The organism is Patulibacter medicamentivorans, assembly GCF_000240225.1.
GTDB classification, from domain to species: Bacteria; Actinomycetota; Thermoleophilia; order Solirubrobacterales; family Solirubrobacteraceae; genus Patulibacter; species Patulibacter medicamentivorans.
This window is the reverse complement of record NZ_AGUD01000241.1, coordinates 1-18,821: the sequence shown is the minus strand read 5'-3', so window position 1 is coordinate 18,821 and position 18,821 is coordinate 1. Positions and strand designations below refer to the sequence as shown.

General features: G+C 74.4%; 16 protein-coding genes and 1 pseudogene. 12 read left to right on the top strand and 5 right to left on the bottom strand.

Annotation, left to right across the window (positions count from 1 at the left end):
- Positions 1-57 precede the first annotated feature (57 nt).
- The 6 genes from PAI11_RS16275 (at position 58) to acnA (ending at position 5,779) form a co-directional block, all read left to right on the top strand.
- Positions 58-879, top strand: coding sequence for a DsbA family protein (locus tag PAI11_RS16275; protein WP_040600635.1), 822 nt, complete (start codon positions 58-60; stop codon positions 877-879).
- A 4-nt stretch (positions 880-883) separates the two neighbouring features.
- Positions 884-1,381: a vitamin K epoxide reductase family protein gene (locus PAI11_RS16270; protein ID WP_007576746.1), complete on the top strand. Its 498-nt coding sequence runs from the start codon at positions 884-886 to the stop codon at positions 1,379-1,381.
- On the top strand, positions 1,378-2,124 hold the full coding sequence (locus PAI11_RS16265) for a DsbA family protein (RefSeq protein ID WP_007576744.1): 747 nt from the start codon (positions 1,378-1,380) through the stop codon (positions 2,122-2,124). Before PAI11_RS16270 ends, PAI11_RS16265 begins: the two co-directional genes overlap by 4 nt.
- A gap of 67 nt (positions 2,125-2,191) precedes the next feature.
- Positions 2,192-2,419 carry a ribbon-helix-helix domain-containing protein gene (locus tag PAI11_RS16260; RefSeq protein WP_007576742.1) on the top strand — a complete coding sequence of 76 codons (228 nt, stop codon included), beginning with the start codon at positions 2,192-2,194 and terminating at the stop codon, positions 2,417-2,419.
- Entirely contained in the window at positions 2,416-2,829 is a 414-nt protein-coding gene (locus tag PAI11_RS16255; protein ID WP_007576739.1) for a type II toxin-antitoxin system VapC family toxin, read from the top strand. Before PAI11_RS16260 ends, PAI11_RS16255 begins: the two co-directional genes overlap by 4 nt.
- Positions 2,830-2,941: 112 nt before the next feature.
- Complete coding sequence (gene acnA, locus PAI11_RS16250) at positions 2,942-5,779, top strand: aconitate hydratase (protein ID WP_007576738.1); 2,838 nt, start codon at positions 2,942-2,944, stop codon at positions 5,777-5,779.
- A gap of 87 nt (positions 5,780-5,866) precedes the next feature.
- Here the strand turns inward: acnA and PAI11_RS26445 are convergent, their stop codons facing one another.
- Positions 5,867-6,994: a hypothetical protein gene (locus PAI11_RS26445; RefSeq protein ID WP_007576736.1), complete on the bottom strand. Its 1,128-nt coding sequence runs from the start codon at positions 6,992-6,994 to the stop codon at positions 5,867-5,869.
- A 168-nt stretch (positions 6,995-7,162) separates the two neighbouring features.
- Here PAI11_RS26445 and PAI11_RS16240 point away from each other — a divergent pair, with 168 nt between their 5' ends.
- Both PAI11_RS16240 and PAI11_RS16235 read left to right on the top strand, forming a co-directional pair.
- The gene (locus PAI11_RS16240) at positions 7,163-8,278 is read left to right on the top strand and encodes a M20/M25/M40 family metallo-hydrolase (protein ID WP_007576734.1); all 1,116 of its coding nucleotides are present in this window, start codon (positions 7,163-7,165) and stop codon (positions 8,276-8,278) included.
- Entirely contained in the window at positions 8,271-8,858 is a 588-nt protein-coding gene (locus PAI11_RS16235) for a DNA-3-methyladenine glycosylase I (RefSeq protein WP_007576733.1), read from the top strand. The genes PAI11_RS16240 and PAI11_RS16235 overlap by 8 nt, the downstream gene beginning before the upstream one ends.
- Positions 8,859-8,884: 26 nt before the next feature.
- On the opposite strand, the gene atzF is transcribed toward PAI11_RS16235, so the two are convergent.
- From atzF to PAI11_RS16215, 4 genes and pseudogenes are all read right to left on the bottom strand, one after another.
- Positions 8,885-10,756, bottom strand: coding sequence for an allophanate hydrolase (atzF, locus tag PAI11_RS16230; RefSeq protein ID WP_007576731.1), 1,872 nt, complete (start codon positions 10,754-10,756; stop codon positions 8,885-8,887).
- A gap of 37 nt (positions 10,757-10,793) precedes the next feature.
- Entirely contained in the window at positions 10,794-12,860 is a 2,067-nt protein-coding gene (locus PAI11_RS16225) for a 5-oxoprolinase/urea amidolyase family protein (protein WP_007576729.1), read from the bottom strand.
- Positions 12,861-12,970: 110 nt separating this feature from the next.
- Positions 12,971-13,609: pseudogene (locus PAI11_RS16220) on the bottom strand (urea amidolyase associated protein UAAP2); the annotation flags it as partial.
- 69 nt (positions 13,610-13,678) lie between these two features.
- Positions 13,679-14,425 carry an urea amidolyase associated protein UAAP1 gene (locus PAI11_RS16215; RefSeq protein ID WP_040600634.1) on the bottom strand — a complete coding sequence of 249 codons (747 nt, stop codon included), beginning with the start codon at positions 14,423-14,425 and terminating at the stop codon, positions 13,679-13,681.
- Positions 14,426-14,652: 227 nt separating this feature from the next.
- On the opposite strand from PAI11_RS16215, the gene PAI11_RS24620 reads away from it, so the two are divergent.
- The 4 genes from PAI11_RS24620 (at position 14,653) to PAI11_RS16195 (ending at position 18,753) form a co-directional block, all read left to right on the top strand.
- On the top strand, positions 14,653-15,381 hold the full coding sequence (locus PAI11_RS24620; RefSeq protein ID WP_007576724.1) for a GntR family transcriptional regulator: 729 nt from the start codon (positions 14,653-14,655) through the stop codon (positions 15,379-15,381).
- Positions 15,382-15,496: 115 nt separating this feature from the next.
- Positions 15,497-16,975, top strand: a complete 1,479-nt coding sequence (locus PAI11_RS16205; RefSeq protein WP_007576722.1) for an APC family permease — start codon at positions 15,497-15,499, stop codon at positions 16,973-16,975.
- Complete coding sequence (locus PAI11_RS16200; RefSeq protein WP_007576720.1) at positions 16,972-17,706, top strand: cysteine hydrolase family protein; 735 nt, start codon at positions 16,972-16,974, stop codon at positions 17,704-17,706. Before PAI11_RS16205 ends, PAI11_RS16200 begins: the two co-directional genes overlap by 4 nt.
- A 141-nt stretch (positions 17,707-17,847) precedes the next feature.
- Complete coding sequence (locus PAI11_RS16195; protein ID WP_007576718.1) at positions 17,848-18,753, top strand: SDR family NAD(P)-dependent oxidoreductase; 906 nt, start codon at positions 17,848-17,850, stop codon at positions 18,751-18,753.
- Positions 18,754-18,821 lie beyond the last annotated feature (68 nt).

The window sequence follows — 18,821 nt, the reverse complement described above, 5'->3', positions numbered from 1 at the left end:
GGAACCGTTTAGCAACGGTTCATGGCCCACGGCCGCCGATGCGCCACAATGCCGCGCATGCCCTCCGGATCGAAGAGCAAGCAGGAGGCTGCGCGGAAGGCGCGGCTGGAGCGCGAAGCCGCCGAACGAGCAGCCGCCGAGCGCAAGAAGCGCCTCGGCATCCTCGGCGCGGCCCTCGTAGCGATCGTCGTCGTCGTCGGCATCGTGCTGGCCGCCGGCGTCTTCAAGGAGGACAAGGCCGACAACGCCACCAAGACCAAGGTCGCCGGCGGCGCCGAGGTCAAGGGCGTCAAGGAGACCAACGACCTGCTCAAGGGGATCCCGCAGCAGGGAATCCGCCTCGGGCAGGCCAGCGCGCCGGTGACGATCATCGAGTTCGCCGACCTCAAGTGCCCGATCTGCAAGGAGCACGAGCTCAACAACCAGCCGACGATCGTCAACGACCTGGTCCGCACCGGCAAGGCGAACCTGGAGATCCGGCTGGTCAACGTGATCGACCCGAACGTCGGCACGACCGACGGCGAGCGCGCGCGGACGGTTGCCAACAACCTGATCCCGACGAACAAGTACTGGAGCTTCGTCCACACCACGTACTACAACCAGGGCGCCGAGCAGGACAGCTGGGCGACCGACGGCAAGCTCAAGGAGATCCTGGCCGGCGTCGGCCTGCCGGCCAGCGCGTTCTCGACCCGGATGACCTCGGCCAACCGGACCGCGCAGGCGGCGGACCAGAAGCTCTTCACCGACCTGGGGGCGACCGGCACGCCGTCGGTCTTCGTCCAGGCGCGCGGGACGCGGGAGTACACCTCGGTCCCGAACTTCAACAGCGTCGACGACATCAAGAAGGCCGTCGCCGACGCGGCCAAGAAGGCGAAGTAGCTCCATGACCGATCGCCGGCTGCGCATCGCCAGCTACGTCATCGCCCTCGTCGGCGTCTGCGCGGCCGGCTACCTGGTCTACACGAAGTACGCCCACGGCGGCGTCTGCGGCGTCAGCGGCGGCTGCACGGTCGTGCAGCAGTCGGAGTGGTCGGAGCTGTTCGGGATCCCGGTCTCGGTGCTCGGCGTCGTCGGCTACGGGCTGATCTTCGCCGCGCTGACCCTGCGCGGTGAGATGGCGCGGCTGCTGCTGGTGCTCTTCAGCGGCGGCGGCTTCCTGTTCTCGATGTACCTGATGTACCGCGCGTACATCACCCTCGACGCGTTCTGCCCGTTCTGCACCACGAGCGCGGTCTGCATGACGCTGCTGTTCGTGATCAGCGCGACGCGGTTCGTCCGCGGCCCCGACCTGGTCGCGGCCGCGACCGACCTCGACGCCGACGCCGAAGGCGACGAGGTCGACGAGCGCGGCGGGGTCGACGGCGAGCTCGCCGGGGCATGAGCATCGACGACGCGGAGCTCGACCAGCTGCGCAGCCGCCGCTGGCAGCTGTTCGGCGTCGCGGCCCTGGCGCTGGTCGTGATCGCGGGCCTGGCGATCGCCTTCGGCGGCTTCGGCGGCGGGGGCGACAAGGGCACCCGCTCGCCGAACGGGATCCGGGGGGCGAAGGAGACCGGGCAGCTGCTGCGGGGGATCCCGCAGCAGGGGATCGTGCTCGGCCGGCCCACCGCGCCGGCGACGATCACCATCTTCGCCGACCTCCACTGCCCGATCTGCCGCGGTCACTTCACCGGCGACGAGCTGCGCGAGCTGGTCGACAAGGCCGTCCGGCCCGGCAAGGCCAACGTCGAGCTGCGGCTCGTCGATCTGCTCGGCGCCAACTCCGGCCTCGGCCGGGTCGCGGTCGACCGGCTGGCCGCTTCCGGCAGCGCCTGGAACCTGGCGCTGATGCTCTACTTCAACCAGGGCGCCGAGGGCGGAAGCTGGATCGACGACCGGCTGCTGCAGCGGATCGCCGCCGTGACGCCGAGCCTCGAGGCGACCCCGCTGAGCCTCCGTGAGGACGCGGCCTCGCGGCGGGTGGTCGCGGAGACCGACGCGCTGCGCCAGCGGCTCGGGGTCGACGGGACCCCGACCTACTTCGTCCGCCGCCGGGGCAGCGCCGACTATCGCGAGATCGGCAACACGTTCCTCGGCGGTCCGACCGGCAGGATCCTCGACGCGGTCGACGAGCTGCAGCCCTGAGCGACGGCTCGGCGGGGTCATTCCGACCCGTCCGGTCGGGAACGTAGGGTGCTACCCTACGTAGGGCATGAAGAAGACGAGCATCTACATCGAGGACCAGCTCGACGAGGCGCTCGCCCTCCGCGCGGCGGAGGAGGGCATCACGAAGGCGGAGTTCATCCGCCGGACGCTCGGCGGCGCCGTGCGGCGGCCGGTTCGTCCGCGGCCGTCGATCATCGGGATCGTCAGCAGCGGACGGAGCGACATCTCGGAGAACGTCGATGCGTTCTTGACCGAGACCGGTTTCGGCGAGTGAGCATCGTCGTCGACACGAGCTTCGTCGTCGCGCTGATCGACACCGACGATGCGCATCACGGAGCCGCGGCCCGGTTCTTCGAGGCGACCGACCAGGACTTCGTCACGACGCCGCTGGCGCTCGCCGAGATCGATCACTTCGTCGGTCGGGTCGGCGGCCAGAGCGCCCAGCAGGTCCTCTGGGACAACTTCGACGCCGGCGTCTTCGGCCTGCGCTGGTGGGCCGATGGGTTGCGCGACATGATCGCGATCGCTCGCGAACGTCCCGATCTGGGCCTGACCGACGCGTCGCTGATCGCTCTCGCGGCACGGCTCCACACCACGCGGATCGCGACCCTCGACTTCCGGCACTTCCGGACGCTGGCCACCGCGGACGGACGCCCCTTCACCCTGCTGCCCGCCGACGCGTGATGCTCTTGCTCGCTGCACCCCCGATCCCGAGTCGCCGTGTCGCCCGTCAGGCCGGCCGCGACCGCTCGAACACCGGCTCCCCAACCCTCACCGACACCCGAAGGACCCGCGCATGACCACCAACAGCTTCGGCGCCAAGGACACCCTCTCCGTCGGCGACCGCTCCTACGAGGTCTTCCGTCTCGACGCGCTGCAGTCGCAGTACGACGTCGCTCGACTGCCCTACTCGCTCAAGGTGCTGCTGGAGAACCTGCTGCGCACCGAGGGCAACGGCTCGGTGACCAAGGAGCAGATCGAGGCGCTCGCGACCTGGGACGCCAAGGCCGAGCCCGCCGACGAGATCGCCTTCACCCCGGCCCGGGTGGTCCTGCAGGACTTCACCGGCGTGCCGGCGGTCGTCGACCTGGCCGCGATGCGCGACGCGATGGGCGAGCTCGGCGGCGACCCGTCGAAGATCGAGCCGCTGGTCCCGGCCGAGCTGGTGATCGACCACTCGGTCCAGGTCGACGCCTTCGGCAACGCCCAGGCGTTCGCGTTCAACGCCGAGAAGGAGTTCGAGCGCAACAAGGAGCGCTACCAGTTCCTGCGCTGGGGCCAGGAGGCGTTCGAGTCGTTCAAGGTCGTCCCGCCGGACACCGGGATCGTCCACCAGGTCAACCTGGAGTACCTGTCGCGGTCGGTGTTCGTCAACGACAGGACCGGTCAGGCCTACCCCGACACGCTGGTCGGCACCGACTCCCACACGACGATGGTCAACGGCCTCGGCGTGCTCGGCTGGGGCGTCGGCGGGATCGAGGCCGAGGCGGCGATGCTCGGCCAGCCGATCCCGATGCTGATCCCGAACGTGATCGGCTTCCGGCTGAAGGGCGAGCTGCGCGAGGGCGCGACCGCCACCGACCTGGTGCTGACCGTCACCGAGCTGCTGCGCAAGACCGGCGTCGTCGGCAAGTTCGTCGAGTTCTTCGGCGAGGGCGTCACCCGCCTGCCGCTGGCCGACCGCGCCACGATCGGCAACATGAGCCCGGAGTTCGGCTCGACCGCGGCGATCTTCCCGATCGACGCCGAGACGATCCGCTACATGGCCTTCACCGGCCGCCCGAAGGAGCAGCTGGAGCTGGTCGAGGCCTACGCCAAGGCCCAGGGCCTCTGGCACGACCCGTCCGAGGAGCCGACCTTCAGCCAGGTCGTCGAGCTCGACCTCGGCGACGTCGTCCCCTCGATCGCCGGGCCCAAGCGCCCGCAGGACCGCGTCTCGCTGTCGGTCGCCAAGGACGCCTTCCGCTCGTCGCTCGGCGACCTGCTGCACGGCGACGACGGCCCGTCCGGCCCGTACGACAAGGCCCTCGACAACAGCTTCCCCGCCAGCGACCCGCCGTCGGCCGCCGAGCCGAGCGGCAGCAACGGCTCGGCCGCCCACCCGGTCGAGGCGGCCGCGGGCGACCACCACCACGGCACCGCGGTGCTCGAGTCCAAGACGTCGGTCCAGGTCGAGTACGACGGCCGGACCTTCCCGCTCGACCACGGCCACGTCGTGATCGCCGCGATCACCTCGTGCACCAACACGTCGAACCCGTCGGTGATGGTCGCCGCCGGCCTGGTCGCCCGCAAGGCCGCCGCGCTGGGCCTGAACCGCAAGCCGTGGGTCAAGACCTCGCTGGCGCCCGGCTCGATGGTCGTCACCGACTACCTGGAGCGGGCCGGCCTCAACGTCGACCTCGACGCGCTCGGCTTCAACCTCGTCGGCTACGGCTGCACGACCTGCATCGGCAACTCCGGCCCGCTGCCGGAGCCGATCTCCAAGGCGGTCAACGAGGCCGACCTGTCGGTGACCTCGGTGCTCTCGGGCAACCGCAACTTCGAGGGCCGGATCAGCCCCGACGTGAAGATGAACTACCTGGCATCGCCGCCGCTGGTGGTCGCCTACGCGCTGGCGGGGACCATGGACTTCGACTTCGAGGTCGATCCGCTCGGGCAGGATCAGGCCGGCAACGACGTCTTCCTGAAGGACGTCTGGCCGACCACCCAGGAGGTCGCGCAGACCGTCGAGGAGTGCCTGCAGGCGGACATGTTCCGCAGCAGCTACGCGCAGGTCTTCGACGGCGACGAGAACTGGCGCAACCTCGACGTCCCGACCGGCGACCGCTACGCCTGGGACGCCAGCTCGACCTACGTCCAGAAGGCGCCCTACTTCGACGGCATGCCCGCCGATCCGGAGCCGGTCCAGGACATCGCTGGCGCGCGGGTGCTGGCCAAGCTCGGCGACTCGGTGACCACCGACCACATCTCGCCGGCCGGCTCGATCAAGCGCGACGCCCCCGCCGGCACGTACCTGGAGGGGCGCGGCGTCAAGCCGGCGGACTTCAACTCCTACGGCTCCCGCCGCGGCAGCCACGACGTGATGATCCGCGGCACCTTCGCCAACATCCGCCTGCGTAACCAGCTGGCGCCGGGGACCGAGGGCGGCGTCACCCGCTACCTGCTCGACGACGGCGCGCTGCCGGCGGGGGAGACGACTTCGATCTTCGAGGCCTCCGAGGCGTACCAGAAGGCCGACGTCCCGCTGGTCGTCCTGGGCGGCAAGGAGTACGGCTCGGGCAGCTCGCGCGACTGGGCGGCGAAGGGCACCAACCTGCTCGGCGTCCGCGCCGTGATCACCGAGAGCTTCGAGCGGATCCACCGCTCGAACCTGGTCGGCATGGGCGTGCTGCCGCTGCAGTTCCCCGACGGCGAGAGCGCCGAGTCGCTGGGCCTGACCGGTGAGGAGGCCTTCACCATCACGGGCCTCGCCGGGCCGCTCAACGCGGGTGAGCTGCCGAAGACGGTGCAGGTGCAGGCGGGCGACGTCTCGTTCGAGGCGCGGGTCCGGATCGACACGCCGAAGGAGGCGGACTACTACCGCCACGGCGGGATCCTCCGCTACGTCCTGCGGCAGCTGGTCGCCGCCGGCTGAGCCGCGCGCGGCGGGCCGCTGGCCCGCCGCGACCCACGCGCTCCGGGATCGCCCCGCCGGCGATCCCGGAAGCGTCCGGCGCGCCGATCAGCGGCGGACCGCCGTGATGTCGATCGTCCCGATCTGGGTGCCCTTGGTGATCGTGGTCGTGCCGAGGACCTTGTTCAGCGCGGCCGCGGCGTTCGAGGTCAGCGAGGCGATCGCGTTCGTCATCCGCACCGGGTTGCCGTCGACCGAGCCCTTGATCCGGCGCAGGTTGAGGTTGAAGACGGCGAAGCGGTCGGTGGCGACCTGGGCGCTGACGTGCGGCTGCTTGCCGTCGAGCACGATCTGGAGGTTGCGGAGCGCGAACGAGGTCGAGCCGGCGGCGAAGGTCAGCCCGCCGCTGTGCTGGAAGAAGCCGAGGAAGGTCCGCTTGTCGATCGCCCCGTGGACGATCGGGAACGCGTAGGCGCGGGGACCGGCCAGCGTCGCCGGTCCCTCCGGCGTGACCGTCACCTTCTGCTGGGCCAGGCCGGCGGCGACCGCCTCGCTGAGGGTCAGCGTCGTGGTCCCGCTCGCGAAGTCCAGCTGGGCCCGCGTCGACGGGGCGACCGTCGCCTCGAGCTTGATCGTGCCGAGCGATCCCCGCTGGAGCTTCGACGTGCGCAGGTACTTCCGCGTCGCCTGGAGCAGCGCGTAGGCGACGCGCATCTGGACCCGCTCGACCAGCAGCGAGCGCTTGGTCGCGCGGATCCGGGCGCCCTTGAGCAGGACCCGGAAGAGGCTGGTGCGCTTGCCCTCGAGAACCGCGGAGCCGCGGATCGTGCGCTTGCCGATCGTGATCCGCAGCTCGGTCATGGTCAGGATCCGCGAGCCGCGCCGGAACTCGATCCCGCCACCGAGGTGGTCGACCTTGGCGGTCAGGTCCCTGGGCCGCATCAGCCCGCGGGAGACCGGCAGCTTGAGCTGACCGGTCGACAGCGTCGAAGCGGTCGGCAGCGCGCGGACCCTGATCCCCGCCCGGCGCAGGTTGCGCTTGCCGGCGGGGCTGAAGGTGATCGTCGTCGTGCCGCCGCCGATCACCGACGGCGACGTCGACGACCGCAGCCCCGCCGTGTGCTCCGGCGCGGCCGCGGCTTGGGCCGGCGCGGCCGCCAGGGCGAGCAGCGTGGCACCGGTCAGCGCCCACCGCAGCCCGGACGGGACGCGGCGTTGACGGAGGAGGATGGACATCGAGAGAAAGACCCCTTGGACGGCGTGGCGGGCGTGGCCCCGAGGTGAAGGATGGCGCGTCGGTGCGACGCATGAGCCGAACCGGCCGTCCGGGGTCCGCCGGGCCCGGTGCCGCTCATCTAGGGTGACGGCTGCGTCGCCGGCAAGCGTCGGCCTCCGCGCCCGGCCATGCTCGCGTCCCTCGATCCCCTCGTCGAACAGATCGTCGCCACGACGCTCGAACTGACGGCCGTGCCGGCCCCGACCGGGGACGAGGGCGATCGCGCGGCGGTCGTCGGCCGCCGCCTCGCCGACCTGGGCCTCCCGGTCGAGCACGACGAGGTCGGCAACGTCGTCTCGCGGCTGCCGCTCGCCGGCGGCCGCGTGCCACCGGTCGACGCCCCGGCGCTCGTCGTCTCGGCGCACCTCGACACCGTCTTCGGGCGCGACGTGGCGCTGGAGCCGCGCCGCGACGGCGAGCGCCTGCTCGGTCCCGGGATCGGCGACGATACGGTGGCGCTGGCCGCGCTGCTGGCGCTGGCCGGCGAGCTGGCCGCGAGCCCGCCGCCGACCCCGGTCGTGCTGGCGGCGACCGTCGGCGAGGAGGGCCTCGGCGACCTGCGCGGAGCGAAGCACCTGCTGCGGAGCGTGCCGACGCGGGCGTTCGTCGCGGTCGAGGGGCACCTGCTCGACGACCTCGTGACCGGCGGGATCGGGGCGCTGCGCCTGTGCGCGACCTACCGCGGATCGGGCGGGCACTCGTGGGGCGATCGTGGCGCCGCCAGCGCGGCCCACGCGCTGCTGGTGGCGGGGGCGGCGGCGCTGAAGGCCGTGCCGGCAGGTCGCCACGTCAACGTCGGCGTGATCGAGGCCGGCACGACGGTCAACGCGATCGCCGCCGAGGCGCGGCTGCTGGTCGACCTGCGCGACGAGGACGACGGGCGCCTGCGGCGGACGGCGACGCTGGTCCGGCGGGCGCTCGAGGCGGCGCCGCGCGGGATCCACGCGACGGTCGAGCAGGTCGGACACCGGCCGGCCGGTCAGACGCCGCGCGACCATCCGCTGCTGCGGGCGGCACGGGCCGCCCGCGCGGACGTCGGGCTGCCGCGGGCCCGCGAGGACTCCGGGTCGACCGAGTGCAACGCCGCCTTCCCGCTCGGGATCCCGACGGTCTGCGTCGGCATCACGCGCGGCGCCGACATGCACCGCACCAGCGAGTGGGTCGCGATCCCGCCGATCGCCGACGGGATCGCCGCGCTGCGGGCGCTGGTGCGGCGGGCGTCCGCGGAGGACAGCGGTGTCTGAGCTGGTCGTCGGCGAGGACGGGCTGGCGCGCTGCCGCTGGGGCGCCGGCGTCGCCGAGTACCGCGACTACCACGATCGCGAGTGGGGCCGGCCGCTGCACGGCGAGCGCGAGCTGTTCGAGCTGATGACGCTCGAGGCGTTCCAGAGTGGCCTGGCCTGGATCACGATCCTGCGCAAGCGGGCGGGCTTCCGGGCCGCCTTCGACGGCTTCGACCCCGACGTCGTCGCCCGCTACGGCGAGCGCGAGACGGCACGGCTGCTGGCCGACGCCGGGATCGTCCGCAACCGGGCGAAGGTCGCGGCGACGATCAAGAACGCCCAGGCGACCGTCGCGCTGCGCCAGGACGGCGGGCTCGACGAGCTGCTGTGGTCGTTCGCCGACGCGGCCGCCGCCGAGCGCTCCGGCCGGCCGGCGACGTTCGCCGACGTGCCGGCGGTCACGGCCACCTCGAAGGCGATGGCCAAGGAGCTGAAGCGGCGCGGCTTCGCGTTCGTCGGGCCGACCGTCGCCTACGCCTTCATGCAGTCGATGGGCGTCGTCGACGACCACGTCGCCGGCTGCCACTGCGCGAGCGGCTGACCCGGCGACCGCGCGGCCGCCGGCGCTCAACCGGTTGCGACGTGCTCCCGCCAGCCGCCCGGCAGCAGCTCCGCCGGGTCGTACGGACCGGTCGCGGCGGCGACGAAGCCGAGCGGGGCGCTGCCGTCGAGCAGCCGGACGGCGCCGAGCGCCAGGCCCTCCGGCACGACGGTCGAGAGGGCGCCCAGCTCGCTGGCGGGGATCGACCAGACCTCGACCTCGACCTGGCCGCTGCCGGTCGCGGCGACGCTGGCGCCGACCGGGCGCAGCAGCCCCGGCCGCGGCCCGAGCGGCGTCGCCAGCAGCCGCAGGGCGTGGCCGGCGGCGGTCCGGGTCAGGCGCTCGAACCGTCCGCCGCGGGCCAGCAGCTGCGGGTTGGCGGGCAGGCCGGCCATGTGGGCTCCGGCGACCACCACCTCGAGCCGCGGCTCGGCGGTCGGCGAGCGACCGTCGCCCGCCGCCTCGGCCAGCGATCGCTCCCAGTGGGCTCCGAGCTCCAGCAGCAGCTCGTCGTGCCACGCCGGCGCCAGCAGCGTGACCCCGAACGGGACGCCGTCCGGTCGCGCCGGGCCGGGCAGCGCCAGCCCGCAGAGGTCGAGCAGGTTGACGCCGTTGGTGAACCGTCCCAGGCGCGAGTTGACGCCGACCGGGTCGGCGGCGACCTGCGCGACGGTCGGGTGGATCGGCGCGGTCGGCACCAGCAGCGCGTCGATCCCGGCCAGCGCCTCGGTCGCCGCCGCGCGCAGGGCCTGCAGCCGGTCGAGGGCCGCGAACAGCGCGTGCGCCGGCGCGTCGCGGCCGCCGAGCACGATCGCGCGGACGACCGGGTCGGCGTCGGCCGGGTCCCCCTCCAGGAACGGGCCGACGGCCGCGTAGCGCTCGGCCACGAACGGCCCCTCGTAGAGCAGCCGCGCCGCTTCGAGGAACGGGCCCAGGTCGACCGCGACGACGTCGCCGACGGCGCCGGCGTGGTCGATCGCGTCGCGCCAGGCGGCGCGGGTCTGGTCGTCGCCGTCGGCGTCGAGCGCGTCGGCGGCGAGCCCGATCCGCCACGGGCGGGCGGGACGCGGGCCGTCGCCCGGGCCGGCCAGCCGCCGCGCCGCGGGGGCCAGGCCACCCGGACGCGCGCGCGACCACGGATCGCGCGGATCGCCGAGGCCGTCGGGGCGGTCGGCCGGGGTGGCACGGGTCAGGGCGTCGAGGACGGTCGCGGCCCCGTCGACGTCGCGGGTGAAGAGCGACACGCAGTCCAGCGACGCGCAGGCGGGCAGGACGCCCGCGGTGCTCAGGCGACCGCGGGTCGGCTTCAGGCCGACGATCCCGTTGAACCCGGCGGGCACCCGGCCCGAGCCGGCGGTGTCGGTGCCGAGCGCGAAGTCGACGTCGCCACGGGCGACCGCGACCGCCGAGCCGGAGCTCGAGCCGCCGCTGATCCGGGACGGGTCGGCGACGCTGCGCGGCCCGCCGTGGGGCGAGCGGGTGCCGACCAGGCCGGTCGCGAACTGGTCGAGGTTGGTCTTGCCGATCGGGACCGCCCCGGCCGCGACCAGCTGCTCGACGACGGTCGCCGAGCGCTCGGGCAGGAACGCGAACGACGGGCAGGCGGCGGTCGTCGCCGTCCCCGCCAGGTCGATGTTGTCCTTGATCGCGAACGTCAGCCCGGCCAGCGGCGCCTGCGGCCCGGCCTCGGCGGCCCGCGCCGCGTGGGTCGCGAGCTGGTCGTCGTCGAGCAGCGCGATCCAGCTCGCGTCGTCGTGCGTCGCGGCGCGATCGCGAGCGGCGCGCGCCCGCTGCCGGTGGTCGTCGTCCCCGGCGCGGACGGCGGCCAGGGCGCGGCCGAGGCCGGTCGCTGCGGCGCCCGGCGCCGGGGTGGTGGTCGCGGACAGCAGATCGCTCATGCGGCGGCTCGGGTCGTGGTCGTGGTCGGCGTCGGGCTCACGCGGCCCACGAGGCCCGCTCGCGGTCGAACGCGCTGCTGCGACGGTCGTGGTGGGCGGCGATCTCGGGCGCGTGGTCGCGCTCCAGCGCTCGCCGGTCGGCGAGCGAGAAGCTCCGCTCGCGGATCGAGACGACGTTGCGCCCGTCCTTGGCCGCGGCCCGCAGCCGCAGCAGCTGCTCGGCGCTGACCAGCTCGAAGCGCAGGACGTCGAAGTGGTCCAGCAGCCACGGGCGGTCGGGCGACAGCCGGCCGTCGCCGTCGCCCTCGGCGAACCGGCGCATCCAGACCGGGACCGTGCGGCCGAACAGCTGGTAGCCGCCAGGCCCCTCCATCCCGTAGACGCAGAGGAACGCGCCCCCGATCCCGACCGCGTTCTCGGGCGTCCAGGTGCGGGCGGGGGTGTACTTCGTCGTCACCAGCTGGTGACGGGGGTCGAGCGGCAGCGCGACCGGCGCGCCCAGGTAGACGTCGCCGAGGCCGACCACGACGTACTGCGAGGCGAGCACGATCTCCTGGACCGCCTGGCGGTCGGGCAGCCCGTTGATCCGCCGGATGTACTCGATGTTGTCGGGGCACCAGGGGGCGTCGGGGAAGACGTGCTCCTGGTAGTGGCGCATCGCCTTGACCGCCTCGGGGTCCTCCCACGAGAGCGGCATCGTCACCTCGCGGGCGGGAATCGTCAGCTCGTCGGTCGGCGGCAGCGCGGCCTCGACCTGCTGCAGCTCGTCGACCAGCCGCGGGAGCGCCAGCCGGTGACGGTCGAAGCGGACCTGCAGGCAGCGGACGCCCGGAGTCAGGTCCTGGACCCCGGCGATCGCCCGCTCGCGGATCGCCTGCTGGAGCGCGTGGACCCGCAGCCGCAGGCCGAGGTCGATCGACGGATCGCCGTACTCGACGACCAGGTTCTCGTCGCCGGCGCGCCGGAAGCGGACGTTCGGCGCGCCGTTGCGGCCCGGCATCTCGGCCAGCACGGCGGGCGCGACACCCGCGGGGACGGCTCGGCCGGTGCGTGCGGCGCCGGCGGCCGCGTCGGCGTCGGCGAGCGGGGACGGGGGCTGGGCGCGGCCGTCGGCCGCCGCGGTCCGCTCGGGCCCGCGCGAGGCCGCGTCGAGCGCCAGCCGCACGCGGTCGCCCGGCTTCAGCTGCCCGAGCTTCCAGCGGTCGTCGCGGACGACGCAGAGCGGTGAGCAGAAGCCGCCGAGGCTCGGCCCATCGGGGCCGACGATGATCGGGGTCCCGCCGCTGAGCATGATCGCCCCCAGCGCGTAGGGCGTCTCGATCACGTTCGACGGGTCGAGGCCGGCGTCGCCGCCGTCGCGGCGGGCCCACAGCGCGCGCTCGATCTCGACGCCGGTCAGGCGGATGCCGGTCCGGTCGGCGTGGCCGTGGACGGTCCAGTCGCCGTTCAGGACGTGGTCGAGCCCGGCGCCGGTCAGCAGGTCGGGGGCGCCGTGGGGACCGTGCTGCACGCGCAGGGTCCAGTCGCCGTCGATCGTCGCGGGGCGCGGCTCCGCCAGCTCGTCGGCGTGGGCCGGAGCGGGGCTCGCGGACCCGGGATCGGAGCCGATCGGCAGCCGGTCGCCGGCTGCCAGGACCCGTCCCTCGTGGCCGCCGATCGCGCCCGCGAGGAAGGTCGAGCGGCTGCCCAGCGCCAGCGGCACGTCGAGCCCGCCGCGGACCGCCAGGTAGGCGCGGACGCCGGCGCCGGTGGTCGCGCCGACGGCCAGCTCGGCGCCGGCCGGCAGCGGCAGGGCCACGTCGTGCGGGACCGGGAAGCCGTCGACGGCGAGCGCGATCGGGGCGCCGCAGACCGCCACCAGCGCGCCGCCGGGAAAGCGCAGCGTCGGCCCGGCGAGGGTCACCTCGAGCAGCGCGGCGCCCTCCGGGTTGCCGACCAGGGCGTTGGCGCGGGCGGCCGAGCGCTCGTCCATCGGCCCCGAGGGCGGGACGCCGACCTCCCAGAGGCCGATCCGGCCGGGCAGGTCCTGGACCGAGGTCTGCAGGCCGGGCGCGACGACGTCGACCTGGCGCAGCAGCTCGCGCATCGTCGCCGCGCAGGTCATCGCGCCGCTCCGGCCCCGTCGTCGGTGGGCCGGCCGCCGCCCGCACGCCAGACCGCCGGCAGCGTCGTCGGCGCGGCGGCCGGGGCGTCCGGATCGCCGGCCGCCGCGGTCTCGGCGTCCCACACCAGCAGCCGCGCCGGCGTCGGGTCGTAGCCGTTGCAGGGGTTGTTCAGCTGCGGGCAGTTGCTGATCAGGACCAGCGTCGGCCGCTCGGCCCGCAGCTGCACGTAGCGGCCGGGGGCCGAGATCCCGTCGGCGAACTCGAGTCCGCCGTCCGGGGTCAGCGGGACGTTCATGAAGAAGTTGACGTTGGCGGCCAGGTCGCGCTTGGTCAGCGGCTCGCCGTGGTCGAGGGCCATCCGCAGGAAGGTGTTGCGGCAGGCGTGCATGTGGCGGGCGTGCTCGCCGTAGCGGACGACGTTGGACTCCTGCGAGCAGGCGCCGCCGAGCGTGTCGTGGCGCCCGCAGGTGTCGCCGGTGATCGTCGCCAGCGCGCCGCCCTCGCCGTCGACGAGGGTCGACCCGGCGCGCAGGTAGACGTTGCCGTTGGTGCGGATCGTCGAGGCGGCGCTGTAGCGGCGGCCGACGTCGTCGGCGTCGTAGAGGAGCGTGTCGACGGCCTGGTTGCCGCAGAGGTCGACGATCCGCAGCACCTCGCCGGTTCGCAGCCGGTGCAGCCAGCCGTCGCCGGCGGCGACGGTGACGTCGAGCCGGGCGGCGGCGGGGTCGAGCGGGCTCTCGCGGGTCAGGACGCCGGGGATCGGGTCGGCGGTGGGGGCGGTGGTGCTCACGGGCGGGGCTCCGGTTCGGCGGCGGGCTCAGGCGGCGAGGCGCGCGGCCTGCTCGCTGGCGGCCAGGCCACGGGCGTTCTCGGGACAGCGCAGGCGGACGGGGTCGTCGGCCGCGGGCGGGGCGATCGGGTCGACCCGCAGCGCGACCGGCTTCGGCGCCCAGGGCCCGTCGGCGGCGTGGGGGTGGGGACCGCAGTGGATGGCGACCAGCAGGTCCAGCTCGGCCCGCAGCACGACGCTGGCCCCGGCCGGCGAGTGGCCCTGCCGCAGCGCGGTGGTGCCGTCGGCGGCCACGTCGACGAGGCTGAAGAGGTTGACCACGTCGCCGACGTCCGCGCGGCCGAGGCCGTGCTTGGCGAGCTCGACGGTCAGCGACTCGCGGCCGCTGCGCCACCAGCCGTTGCGCTGGGACTGGTAGTCCTGCGGGCCGTGACGGTGGGTCAGCAGCCGGTCGTCGCCGAGGCCGCCGAACGGGTCGTGCCCGCCGACCTCGTCCTCGATCAGCGAGAGCAGGATCCGCCCCATGTCGGAGTAGAGGGCGTCGCCGGCGGTCAGGCGCGAGCGGTGCTGCGGCTTGAGCGTGTCGCCCATGCAGTAGCGCTCGGAGGGGTCGGACAGGCGCAGCGCGGTCAGGGCGGCGTTGGCCCCGCCATCGACGTCGGTCAGGCGGATCGCGCTGCCGCGCGGGATCGGCGAGGACCACGTCCAGCCGCCGGGGATCGTCGTCTCGACCAGCGGGGTGGGGTTCTCGGGCTGCGGGTGCTGCACGGGCATCGGGCTCCTCGGGACGCGGCCTGCCAAGCATAGGTATGACCAATGGCGGCCAGGCTTGGACGACTGGAGGGAACGGTCCCCGTCCGATTGGCCGGGTGGCGGACGCGGCGAGGGCTCCGGGGTCGGCCGCGGGCCGTCGGGCCGGGCTCGTCGGCGGGCGGAAGTACGATCGGGAGATCGCCGACCAGCCCCCCGAAGCCCGTGCCGTCGGCACGCCGCCGCCGGCCGTGCCGGGCGGCCGAGGCGCCCGCTCGCTGACGGAGCGCACGCGCCAGGCGCTGCTGGAGCAGATCCACGACGGAGCGTTCGCCGACGACCGGCTGCCGCCCGAGGCGGAGCTGGCGGTCCAGCTGGGCGTCAGCCGCACGACCCTGCGGGCGGCGCTGCACGGGCTCGAGGCGGACGGCCTGCTGACGCGCCGGCGGCGGTTCGGGACGTTCGTCAACCGCCACGTGCTGCGGTCGGCGATGCGGCTCAACCGGCTGGTCCCGTTCAGCACGCTGATCGCCCAGCAGGGCCACGAGCCCGGCGTCCGCCAGTCGCACCGCGTCGCGCCCGCGAGCGCGGCGATCGCCGAGGTGCTCCGGGTCGCGGAGGGGGCGCCGTGCGTCCACGTCGACCGGCTGCTGCTGGCCGGCGGGGATCCGGTGATCACCGTCGAGGACGTGGTCCCGGTCGCCTGGCTGGCGGTGCCGCTGGAGCAGGTCCACCTGGGCGACTCGACCTTCGAGTTCATCGCCCACAGCTGCCGGACGCCGGTCGACTACTCGGCGACCGACATCCTCGCCCGGGTCGCCCGCGACGGCGAGCCGGCCGGGCTGCTGGTGGTCGACGGCGAGCCCTACACCGAGCTGCTCGAGACCCACTTCTCGCGCGACCACGACGTCGTCGGCCTCTCGCGCGTGCGCGTGGACGGGTCGCGCGTGCGGCTGTCCTTCATCCGCCGCGACACCTGACCCGGGCCGAGCGGCGACGCGCCAGGACGCCTGTCCCTGCGGGCGGTCACCCCGGGGCCCGCTCTTGGACGGGCGTCGAAGGTCGGACGAATCGGCCGAACCTATGGTCATACCTATGACCAGCCCCTCTGGCGCGGCCGCCGCCGCGCAGCCACCAGCGGCTCCCCACGCGCTCAGGCGCGACTTCACCCTGCGCTCCGCCTTCTCGCTGGCGTTCGCGTTCATCTCGCCGATCATCGCCCTCTACGCGATCTTCGCCCTCGGCCTCGGCACCTCGGGCGCCTCGTTCTGGTGGGCGTTCCCGGTCGTGCTCGCCGGCCAGCTGCTCGTCGCGCTCAGCCTCGGCGAGCTGTCGAGCCGCTGGCCGATCGAGGGCGGGCTCTTCCAGTGGTCGCGCAAGATGCTCGGCCGGACCTACGGCTGGGCGACCGGGTGGGCCTACATCTGGACCCTGATCGCGCTGATGGTCGCGACCGCCTACGCGGCCAGCCCGTTCGCGGCCGCCGCGCTCGGGGTCGACGATCCCAGCACCGAGCTGCGGCTGCTGCTGGCGCTCGGCTTCCTGGGCCTGGCGACGCTGGCCAACGTCGTCGGCCGCAAGCCGCTGAAGATCTTCGTGCTGGTCTCGATCGGCTGCGAGCTGATCGGCAGCGTCGTGATCGGCACGATCCTGCTCGTCTTCCACCGCGAGAACGGCATCGGCGACCTCTTCACCGGCGTCGCGGGCGGCAGCGGCTCGTTCTCGTTCGGCCCGTTCCTGGCCGCGGTCGCGATCGTCGGCTGGGCGTTCATCGGCTTCGAGAGCGCGGCCGACGTCGCCGAGGAGGTCGAGGAGCCCGAGCGCAACGTGCCGAAGGCGCTGATCTGGTCGCTGCTGCTGGTCGCCGCGATCGTCATGTACGCCGGCCTCGCCCTGATCCTGGCGATCCCCGACCTGCCCGCCGTCCTGGCCGGCAAGGTCGACGACCCGATCGCCGCCACGCTCTCCGCCGAGCTCGGCTCGTGGATCGTGCGGCCGATGATGATCGTGGTCTGCACCGGCTTCACCGCCGGGATGGTCGCCGTCGGGGCCGCCGTCTCGCGCGTCGTCTACGCGATGGCCCGCGACCGCGAGCTGCCGGCGCCCAAGCTGCTCAGCGGGCTCTCGGCGGGAGAGGGGCTGCCGATCAACGCGATCGTGGTGACCGCGGGGATCTCGGCGGTGCTGCTGGTCGGCGCCGTCGCGCTGGAGTTCTACGACACCCTGATCGCGCTCGCCACCGCCGGCTTCTACGTCGCCTTCGCGATGCCGATCTTCGCGCTGCTGATCACGCGGATGCGCGGCGGCTGGGAGGCCGGGCCGTTCTCGCTCGGGCGGGTCCGCGGCACGGTCGTCAACGTCGCCGCCGCGGCCTGGCTGGCCTTCGAGGTGGTCAACATCGCCTGGCCGCGCGACATCGGCGCCGCCTGGTACGTCGAGTGGGGCTCGATCCTGATGATCGGCGTGATCGGGCTGCTCGGCGTGGTGGTCGACACCGCCGTCCGCCGCGGCGAGCGGCCGGCGCAGACCGCCGGGCGGCTGGCGCCGGAGGCGGTCGGCCAGGCGGTCCGGTGACGGCCCGCGACCGTCCCGTCCCGGGCACGGCCGGCGATCCCGCGCGGATCGCCGGCCGGCCGGTCCTGGTCCTGGTCGACGTCCAGGGCGTCTTCGCGCCCGAGACCGGCGGCGGGCTGACCGACATGGACGACGTCCCGCAGCGGCTGGCCCGGATCCGCGCGCTGGTCCCGGCGGCGCGGGCCGCCGGCGTGCCGGTGGTCTTCATCCAGGAGGTCCACAAGCGCTCGCTGGTCGACATCGGCCGCGAGCTCGACGGGGCGGAGGGGCCGCACTGCATCGAGGACGACCCGTCGACGGCCCTGGTCGCCGGCCTCGATCCGCGACCGGACGAGTTCCTGATCCGCAAGCGCCGCTACTCGGCGTTCTTCGGGACCGAGCTGGAGATCGTGCTCAAGGCCCACCGCGCAGGGACGGTGCTGCTGGCCGGTGGCCTGACCGACGTCTGCATCCACTACACGGCCGCCGACGCGCATCAGCACGACCACCGGTTCCGGGTCGCGACCGACGCCGTCGTCGGCTCGTCGCGCCGTGCCCACGACGCCGCTATCGAGGCGATGAGGTACCTGCAGCGGGACGCGCCGGTCACGACCGCGGCGCTGCTGGCGGCCTTCGCCGGGCTCGCCGGTCACGCGGTTCCCGGCCGCGACGGGATGGACGACCGGCCAAACCGGACGGGGTTCGTCGCGCCCGCTGGCGATGGTCGCCTCGACGTGGTCACGACAACATGATCGGTGGGGCGGCCGGCCCACCTGGCCGCCCCCCTCTCCCCTCCTCCTCGTGATCCGCGGCGCCCGATCGACGGCGGGCGCCGCGGGTCACGCGGAACCCTGTGCGGGGCCACCGCGGCGCCGACCGGTAGCCTCGGCCCGATGGCGCTGCTCGATCACCTTCCCGGCCGCGGCACGCCCGCGCCCCCCGCGCGGCTCGACGGCCGCACGACCGTCGTCTGCGGCGGCGCGGGCGAGGTCGGCGAGGGGATCGTCATCGCGCTGCTGGCCGCGGGCGCACGGGTGGTGGTGCCCTCGCGCGGGGCCGAGCGCCTGCAGCAGCTCGAGCACCGGCTGACCGAGGCCGGCGCCGCCGTCGAGCGGCTGGTGCCGGTGATCGGCGACCTCTCGGGCGGCGACGGCGCGGCGCGGCGGTTGGCCGCCGACGTCCAGCGGCTGGCCGGACCGCCGGATCTGGTGGTCGCCGCGCTCGGCGGCTGGGACGCGGGGCCGCCGCTGGCGGAGCTGCCGCTGGAGGACTGGGAGCGGACCGTCCACGACGGGCTCCGTAGCCACCACCTGGCGATGCGCGCCTTCGTGCCGCTGCTGCGCGACCGCCGCGGCGCCGGCTACGTGATGATCAACGGCGCCGCGGCCCGCTACCCGGTCCCGGGATCGGGCGCGGTCTCGACGGTCGCCGCTGGCGAGCTGATGGCGGCCCAGGTGCTGGCGGCCGAGGAGTCGGGCTTCGGCGTCCAGGTCGAGGCCTACGTCCTCGGTCCGGTCGGCACCCGCTCGCGGGCCGAGTCGGCGCCGTGGATGGCGACCGCGGTCCAGGTCGGCGAGGTCCTGGCCGACCGCGCCGGGCGGCGGCTGGCGTCCGGCGGCCCGGCCGGGCCGGCGACGGTGATCGAGATCCTCACCTCCGGCGACCTGCAGAAGGGCCGCGACCTGCCGGCCGGCGGCGTCCGCGGGGCGACCGCGGGCCGGGCGGGCTGGGTCCTCTGGGGCCTCCAGACCGGGGGGATCTCGCGTCAGGTCCGCCGCGGCGCCCCGCCTCGCGGCTGACGATCGGGACCCCGGGCGCCCGGCGGCCCGCGGTCGGAGCCGGGCGCGGCTCCCGGAGCGCGCCGCGG

Coding starts and splice junctions, on each gene's coding strand:
- PAI11_RS16275 (WP_040600635.1), top strand. CDS start 58: ATGCCCTCCGGATCGAAGAGCAAGCAGGAGGCTGCGCGGAAGGCGCGG.
- PAI11_RS16270 (WP_007576746.1), top strand. CDS start 884: ATGACCGATCGCCGGCTGCGCATCGCCAGCTACGTCATCGCCCTCGTC.
- PAI11_RS16265 (WP_007576744.1), top strand. CDS start 1,378: ATGAGCATCGACGACGCGGAGCTCGACCAGCTGCGCAGCCGCCGCTGG.
- PAI11_RS16260 (WP_007576742.1), top strand. CDS start 2,192: ATGAAGAAGACGAGCATCTACATCGAGGACCAGCTCGACGAGGCGCTC.
- acnA (WP_007576738.1), top strand. CDS start 2,942: ATGACCACCAACAGCTTCGGCGCCAAGGACACCCTCTCCGTCGGCGAC.
- PAI11_RS26445 (WP_007576736.1), bottom strand. CDS start 6,994: ATGTCCATCCTCCTCCGTCAACGCCGCGTCCCGTCCGGGCTGCGGTGG.
- PAI11_RS16240 (WP_007576734.1), top strand. CDS start 7,163: ATGCTCGCGTCCCTCGATCCCCTCGTCGAACAGATCGTCGCCACGACG.
- atzF (WP_007576731.1), bottom strand. CDS start 10,756: ATGAGCGATCTGCTGTCCGCGACCACCACCCCGGCGCCGGGCGCCGCA.
- PAI11_RS16225 (WP_007576729.1), bottom strand. CDS start 12,860: ATGACCTGCGCGGCGACGATGCGCGAGCTGCTGCGCCAGGTCGACGTC.
- PAI11_RS16215 (WP_040600634.1), bottom strand. CDS start 14,425: ATGCCCGTGCAGCACCCGCAGCCCGAGAACCCCACCCCGCTGGTCGAG.
- PAI11_RS16205 (WP_007576722.1), top strand. CDS start 15,497: ATGACCAGCCCCTCTGGCGCGGCCGCCGCCGCGCAGCCACCAGCGGCT.
- PAI11_RS16195 (WP_007576718.1), top strand. CDS start 17,848: ATGGCGCTGCTCGATCACCTTCCCGGCCGCGGCACGCCCGCGCCCCCC.